The organism is Pseudomonas sp. E45-MNA-CIBAN-0222, from assembly GCF_040310405.1.
GTDB lineage: Bacteria > Pseudomonadota > Gammaproteobacteria > Pseudomonadales > Pseudomonadaceae > Stutzerimonas > Stutzerimonas stutzeri_AC.
In genome coordinates, this window is sequence record NZ_JBEOPU010000012.1 from 146,659 (window position 1) to 153,805 (window position 7,147).

Consider the following 7,147-nt stretch of genomic DNA (forward strand, 5'->3'; position numbering starts at 1 on the left):
CCGATGGATTTTGCCCGTTACGCCATCACCCGACCGGTCAACATCTGGATTCTGGTACTGATCTGCCTGCTCGGCGGCATCCTCGCCTTCTTCGAGATCGGCCGCCTGGAAGACCCGGAATTCACCATCAAGCAGGCCATCGTCAATGTGCAATACCCCGGCGCCACGGCGTTGGAGGTCGAGCAGCAGGTAACCGAGCCGCTGGAAAGCGCCATCCAGCAGATGTCGCAGATCAAGGAGATCCGCTCGCGCTCAATGCCGGGCATCGCCGAGATTCGCGTGGAAATGCAGGACCGCTACGACGGCGATGCGCTGCCGCAGATCTGGGACGAGCTGCGCAACAAGATCGACGATGCCCTCGGCGACCTGCCGCCGGGCATCGAGCCGCCGATGGTGAATGACGATTTCGGTGACGTATACGGCATTTTCTACGCGCTGACCGGCGACGGGCTGACCCTCAAGGAGCTGCACGAAACGGCCAAGGACCTGCGCCGCGCCCTCCTCACTGCAGATGGCGTCGGCAAAGTGGAGATCGCCGGGGTACAGGAAGAGCGCATTCTGGTGGAGGTCGATCAGGCGCAGCTGGCCGCACTGGGCGTCGCCCCGGACGAGATCGCCGCGGCCCTGGCGGATACCGACGCCGCGGTGGATGCCGGTGGCGTCAATGCCGGCGACTTCTTCGTGCGGCTGCGCCCGAGCGGTGCCTTCGATTCTCTCGACGAGTTGCGTGCACTGCCGGTCGGCCAAGGGCCACAACGGGTCGAACTGGGCGCCATCGCCAAGCTATCGCGAGAATACGCCGAGCGGCCACAACAGATCATTCGTCACAACGGCCAGCAGGCGCTGACGCTCGGCATCAGCGGGGTATCCGGGGCGAATATCGTCGAGGTCGGGCATAGCGTCGAAGCTGTCCTGCAGGCCAACGAGCACCGTATGCCGCTGGGCGCCGATCTGTATCCGCTGTATGAACAGCACCAGATCGTCGACGAGTCGGTGAACAGTTTCGCGCTCAACGTGTTCCTCTCGGTGGCCATCGTGGTCGGCGTGCTGTGCATCGCCATGGGCATGCGCGCCGGCTTCATCATCGGGGCGGTGCTGTTCCTCACCGTGCTTGGCACACTGCTGGTGATGTGGCTGGTGGGCATCGAGCTGGAACGGATTTCCCTCGGCGCGCTGATCATCGCCATGGGCATGCTGGTGGATAACGCGGTGGTGGTCTGCGATGGCATGCTGGTGCGCCAGCGCCAGGGCAAGAGCATTCTCGAAGCCTCGCAGCAAACGCTGCAGCAAACGCAATGGCCGCTGCTTGGTGCGACCATCATCGGCATTCTCGCCTTCGCCGGGATCGGCCTGTCCCAGGACACCACCGGCGAATTCCTTTTCTCGCTGTTCTTTGTCATTGCCGTGTCGCTGCTGCTCAGCTGGTTGCTGGCCCTGCTGCTGGTACCGCTGTTCGGCCATTACCTGCTGCGCAATGCCGGCACCGACGAGGACCCCGATGCGGCCTACAACGGCCCCTGGTACAACCGTTATCGGCGCCTGGCCGGTGGCGTGCTGCATCGGCCCTGGCTGACCATCGGCGTGCTGCTGGTGCTGACGGTGGTCAGTGCCGTGATCTTCACCCGCCTGCCGCAGAGCTTCTTTCCGCCGTCAAGTACGCCGCTGTTCTACGTCAACCTGTTCCTGCCCCAGGGCACGCATATCCGCGATACCGTGCGCACCGCGACTGACGTCGAGGAGTACCTGGCGGAGATGGAGGGTGTCAGCGGCGTGTCCAGCTTCATCGGCGCCGGGGCCTCGCGCTTCATGCTCACTTACATGCCGGAGCAGCCGAATTCATCGCTGATGCACTTTCTCGTGCGCACCGAGGATGCGGATTTGATTGACGATCTGGTGCGGCAGATCAACCAGGAGTTGCCGCAGCGCTACCCATCGGCTGACGTCACGGCCGCTCAGTTCATGTTCGGTCCCAATGCCGAGGCCAAGCTGGAGGCGCGCATCAGCGGCCCGGATATCGACGTGCTACGGAGAATATCTGCCGAGGGTCGCAAGCGGTTGCAGGATGAGGGCAAGGTATTCAACGTGCGCGACGACTGGCGCCAGCCGGTGCTGGTGCTGCGCCCGCAGCTGGCACTGGATCGTCTTGCAGACGCCGGTCTGACCCGCCAGGCGGTGGCGCGCGCGTTGGCCGCCGGCAGCGAGGGCCAGCGGGTCAGTCTGCTGCGCGAGCGCGACGAACTGATTCCGGTATTGCTGCGCGCCGCGCCCGACGACCGCATCGGCAGTGACGACCTGCTGCAGCGGCTGATCTGGAGCCCTGCGGGCAACGGCTACGTGCCGCTGGCGCAGGTCGCCGACGGCATCGAGCCGACCAGCGAGGACAGCATCATCGTGCGCTACGACCGCGAGCGCACCATCTCCATTCGCGCCGAGCCGCGGGATGGCGAGAACACCAACGAGGCGCACGAGCGCATTCGTCCGCTGATCGAGGGCATCGAACTGCCGGTCAACTACAGCCTGAAATGGGGCGGCGACTACGAACAGTCATCCGATGCCCAGCAGGCGTTGGCCAGTACACTGGCGGTGCCCTACCTGGCGATGGTGCTGGTCACCGTGCTGCTGTTCGCCAAGGTGCGCCAGCCGCTGATGATCTGGCTGGTGGTACCCATGGCGATCTGCGGCGTCAGTTTCGGCCTGTTGCTCACCGGCCAGGCCTTCGGCTTCATGGCGCTGCTCGGCCTGCTCAGCCTGACCGGCATGCTGATCAAGAACGCCGTGGTGCTGGTGGACGAGATCGACAGGCAGATCGATGACGAAGTGCCACGCCTGACCGCCATCATCGAGGCCTCGGCGTCACGCCTGCGCCCGGTGATGATGGCTGCTGGCACCACGGTGCTGGGCATGGTGCCGCTGCTGTTCGACCCGTTCTTCGCCAACATGGCGGTGACCATCATGGGCGGCCTGGGCTTCGCCACGCTGCTGACCCTACTTGCGGTGCCATGTCTGTACCTGCTGTTCATGAAAGTGCGACCGGAGGAAACCGCATGACTGCCAAGGCCCTGGCCGCTCCGCTGCTGCTCGCCCTGGCCCTGAGCGCCTGCTCCAGCGCACCGCAGTATGCCGATCCGCAAATGCCGGAAGGCTGGTTCAGTGCCGCCGGCGCGCAAGCGGCGGATGCCGAAACGCTGGCCGCCTGGTGGCGCCAGTTCGATGACCCACAGCTCACCGCACTGGTCAGCCGCGCCATGCAGCAGAACCACGATGTGCGCCTGGCCATGGCGCGCGTAACGGCAGCACGAGCCCAGCTGCGCCAGTCGCGTGCCGGCCTGCTGCCGAGCTTCGACCTGCCCGGTTCGGCCAGCCGCCAGTGGGTCGAGAACGATCAAGACGCCGAACCTGGAAGCCCGCTGGCCGACTTCATCCCTGACGATGATGTGATCAGCGTCGACACCTGGGAGCTGGCCTTGCAGGCCACCTGGGAGCTGGACCTGTTTGGCGCCACCCGCGCGCGGCGTGACAGCGCGGCCCGGCAACTGCGTTCGGCGGAGGCGCAGACGGTAGCGGCGCGGCTCGCCGTTGCCTCGAACACCGCGCAGGGCTATCTGCAAATGCGCGCGCTGCAGGGCCAGCGAGCCCTGCTGGTCGAAGGCATTGAAGTGGCGCGCGAGCTGGAGCGCATCGCCGGACTGCTCTTCCATGCCGGCGAAGTGACCCGACTGGATGTGGAAGCCACATCCGCCGAGCGCGCGTCGCGGGAAGCCGATCTGGATGAGCTGGATATCCACTTGGCCGAAGCGCAGCTGGCGCTGGACACCCTGCTCGCCGAGCCGCCGGGCAGCACCGCCGCGCGTTTCGCCGCCAACGCGCCGGTGCCACTGGCCGAACAGCGCATCGCCCCCGGCCAGCCCATCGACCTGCTGCGCCGCCGTCCGGACCTGATTGCCGAAGCGGCACGGCTGGACGCCGCCGAGCTGCAATCGCTGGCCGCTCGCCGCGACCTGTTTCCCAAGCTGGCGGTGCAGGCCGCAGTGGGCCGCTCCGGCTTCGCGCTGGGCGATGCAGTGTCCAGCGCGTCGAACTTCGCCCGAGTCGGTGCCACATTCGGCCTGCCGCTGCTGGACTATCCACGCCGCGGTGCAGCCATCGACCTTGCCGATGCCGAGGGCGAGACAGCCTATGTCGCATTCGAACAGGCGTTGGCCCGTGCGCTGGAGGAAGTCGAGCGTGGCCTGACGAGGATGGCTGGTCAGCAACGCCGACACGCATCCCTCAGCCGCACCCGCGAGCACCGCGAACGTGCGCATCGACTGGCGCAGCGCAGCTATGAGTTGGGTGAGGCCAACCTGAGTGAAGTGCTGGACGCCCAGCGTGGTGCACTACAGGCCAAGCGACAAGCGCTCGAGGGCAGGACGGAGCTAGCGACGGCCCAGGTGGCGTTGTATGTGGCGTTGGGAGGTGGGTGGCAGGCTGAGTCCGCAGATGCCGCGGCTAGGCCTGCAGAGAAATCGGCACAGTGAAGCCGTTGAAAAGCCAAAGCCTTTGGTCGCTCTAGCCAAACCGATTGCCAAGTCACTTGATAGCCTGGTTCGCCTCCTGGGAAACCAGGCGATCAAGCGGCTCAACGAAGCAGAGCCAGCAGTCTCCAGCTCTTGCTAGAGACTGCCAATTACCCTCTCATCCATGGCGGCTCCGGCGGCTCATCCTTCGGCGCATCGTCGGCCCCGCGCAAGGCCTCGCGGCGCTCCTGCTCGGCCAGCGTAGCCTTGATCTCGCGCATTACCGCATCGATATCTGCGGCATCTTCCGGCTCGGCAAACTCGCCGGTCAGCTCGGTCTCGGTAGTCAGCTTGCCCTGCTCGTACAGCGCCCACATCTCCTTGGCGTACCGCGTGAACTTGAGCTCCGGGGCGAACTGGCCGAAATAGGCCGACATGTTACCGACATCGCGTTCGAGCATTTCGAACGCATGGTTGTTGCCGGCCGCATCCACCGCCTGCGGCAGGTCGATGATCACCGGGCCGTGCTCATCGAGCAGCACGTTGAATTCGGACAAGTCACCGTGCACCAGCCCCGCGCAGAGCATCTTGACCACTTCGTGAATCATGAACGCATGGAACTCGCGGGCATCGTCCGGATGTAGGTCGACGTCGTTCAGTCGCGGTGCGGCATCGCCATCCTCGCCGGCGATCATCTCCATCAGCAGCACGCCGTCGAGGAAATCGTAGGGCTTGGGCACTCGCACGCCGGCGTCGGCCAGGCGGAACAGGGCAGCAACCTCGGCGTTCTGCCAGTTGTCTTCCTTCTCCTTGCGCCCGTGCTTGGAGCCTTTGGCCATGGCGCGCGCATCGCGGCTGCTGCGCACCTTGCGGCCTTCCTGGTATTTCACGGCCTGACGGAAGCTGCGCTTGTTGGCCTCCTTGTAGACCTTGGCGCAGCGCAGCTCATCGCCACAGCGCACCACGTATACCGCTGCTTCCTTGCCGCTCATCAGCGGTCGCAGCACCTCGTCGATCAGGCCATCCTCGATCAGCGGTTCGAGTCGTTTAGGCGTTTTCATCAGCGGCTTGCAGGTCCTTCTCGGTCATGGCGATGCTGCAGGTTACGGCAATCGCCGACCGGCTTCCATGCTCCCCATCGACTTTGAAAGCACGCATCGGGTTGGCGCAGACACGACGCAGGGCTGACAATCCCATCATCAACCAGGGAGTCGCGCCATGTTCGACCAGGACCGCTGCTGGCAAGCCGTTTGCGAACGCGATGCAGCCTTCGACGACCGCTTCGTGTTTGCCGTGCGTTCGACCGGCATTTTCTGCCGTCCCAGCTGCCCGGCACGCCGGCCGGCGCGCGAACGCGTGGTGTTCTACACCGACGCCGAGAAGGCCAAAGCCGACGGATTTCGCCCATGCCGACGCTGCTCGCCCAGCGGACCAAGCCCGAGCGAGCAGCTCGATGCTCTGGTGGTCGCCGCCTGCCGCCTGCTCGATGAAACCGAGGCGCAACTGCCACTGCAGCAGCTGGCTGCGCGTATTGGGCTGTCGCCGGCCTACCTGTCGCGGGCGTTCAAGGCGCGCACCGGCATGACCCCTCGAGGCTGGTCAGCGGCCCGCCGCCGCGAACGCCTGGAAACGCAGCTAGCCGATGCGGATTCGGTACTCGACGCCGCCCTCGCCGCCGGCTACTCCGGCACGCGGGCACCCTATGCGGACGCGCAGGCGCTGACGCCGGCCCAGCGCCGACGCAAAGGTGCGGGCGAAACCCTGCGCTATGCTCTGGCGCCCTGCCCGCTCGGCCTGTTGCTGGTCGCCAGCAGCGACAAAGGTATCTGCGCCCTGCTGTTCGGCGACGATCCAACAGCGCTGGAAGACGAGCTGTGCTCTCGCTTTGCCGCGGCACAGCTGCAGCGCGATCAGGACGGTCTGGGTGAGTGGCTGCAGGCAATCGTCAGCCAACTGCAAGAACCACAGCACGCCGCCCGGCTGCCGCTCGATCTGCGCGGCACAGCCTTCCAGCAACGTGTCTGGCAAGCGCTGCAGCAGATTCCTGCCGGGGAAACGCGACGTTACGCTGAGCTTGCGGCCGACCTCGGCAGCCACGCCCGCGCAGTGGCGCGAGCGTGCGCCAGCAACCCCATCGGGCTACTCGTGCCCTGCCACCGTGTGGTTGGCAGTCAGCGGGCGCTGACCGGTTATCGCTGGGGGATTGAGCGCAAGGCGGCGCTGCTTGAACGAGAAGCGCAGAGCGAGCCGGGAGCCTGAGCGCAATCCGGCGGTCAGATATAGCACTGTCGCCAACTGCCGGAAGCCGCCATGACCGAACTGAAGCGTTACCGCATTCACTACTGCATCAATGGCGAGCCCGCATCGCTACTCCTCAGCTCATTCGAGCTACCCGGCCTGGAGCAAGCCGAGCTGGAAATACTGCTGCATCACGTCCGTGAGCCGCGCGCCGCCGTCGATGCGCCGTGGGAGAACCCGATTCGCCCCAGCGAAGCAGGTCGCGTCGCGGAGCTGGGTGTCAGCGATATTCAGATCGAAGAGGAAGGCCACTGACGGCCATGTAGCATTACCCCCCCTGTGCGACACGTGTGTACGTGTCGTGCTTGGTTTGGTTTACTGCACCATGGCTCCAAACCCTTTGCTATCAGGGG

The 7,147-nt window shown here is 65.4% G+C and carries 5 protein-coding genes; 4 read left to right on the forward strand and 1 reads right to left on the reverse strand.

Going from position 1 to position 7,147, the window contains the following annotated elements; genetic code table 11:
- Positions 1-3 precede the first annotated feature (3 nt).
- Both AAEZ08_RS17990 and AAEZ08_RS17995 read left to right on the forward strand, forming a co-directional pair.
- Positions 4-3,048 carry an efflux RND transporter permease subunit gene (locus AAEZ08_RS17990; protein ID WP_500124822.1) on the forward strand — a complete coding sequence of 1,015 codons (3,045 nt, stop codon included), beginning with the start codon at positions 4-6 and terminating at the stop codon, positions 3,046-3,048.
- Complete coding sequence (locus tag AAEZ08_RS17995; RefSeq protein ID WP_003283154.1) at positions 3,045-4,517, forward strand: efflux transporter outer membrane subunit; 1,473 nt, start codon at positions 3,045-3,047, stop codon at positions 4,515-4,517. The genes AAEZ08_RS17990 and AAEZ08_RS17995 overlap by 4 nt, the downstream gene beginning before the upstream one ends.
- A gap of 149 nt (positions 4,518-4,666) precedes the next feature.
- Here the strand turns inward: AAEZ08_RS17995 and AAEZ08_RS18000 are convergent, their stop codons facing one another.
- The gene (locus AAEZ08_RS18000) at positions 4,667-5,557 is read right to left on the reverse strand and encodes a PA4780 family RIO1-like protein kinase (RefSeq protein WP_003283153.1); all 891 of its coding nucleotides are present in this window, start codon (positions 5,555-5,557) and stop codon (positions 4,667-4,669) included.
- Between the two features lie 157 nt (positions 5,558-5,714).
- Between AAEZ08_RS18000 and ada the strand changes: the two genes are divergently transcribed.
- Both ada and AAEZ08_RS18010 read left to right on the forward strand, forming a co-directional pair.
- Complete coding sequence (ada, locus tag AAEZ08_RS18005) at positions 5,715-6,755, forward strand: bifunctional DNA-binding transcriptional regulator/O6-methylguanine-DNA methyltransferase Ada (protein ID WP_500124823.1); 1,041 nt, start codon at positions 5,715-5,717, stop codon at positions 6,753-6,755.
- A 51-nt stretch (positions 6,756-6,806) separates the two neighbouring features.
- Positions 6,807-7,049 (forward strand): hypothetical protein, encoded by a 243-nt coding sequence (locus AAEZ08_RS18010; protein WP_102821328.1) that lies wholly within the window; start codon positions 6,807-6,809, stop codon positions 7,047-7,049.
- Positions 7,050-7,147 lie beyond the last annotated feature (98 nt).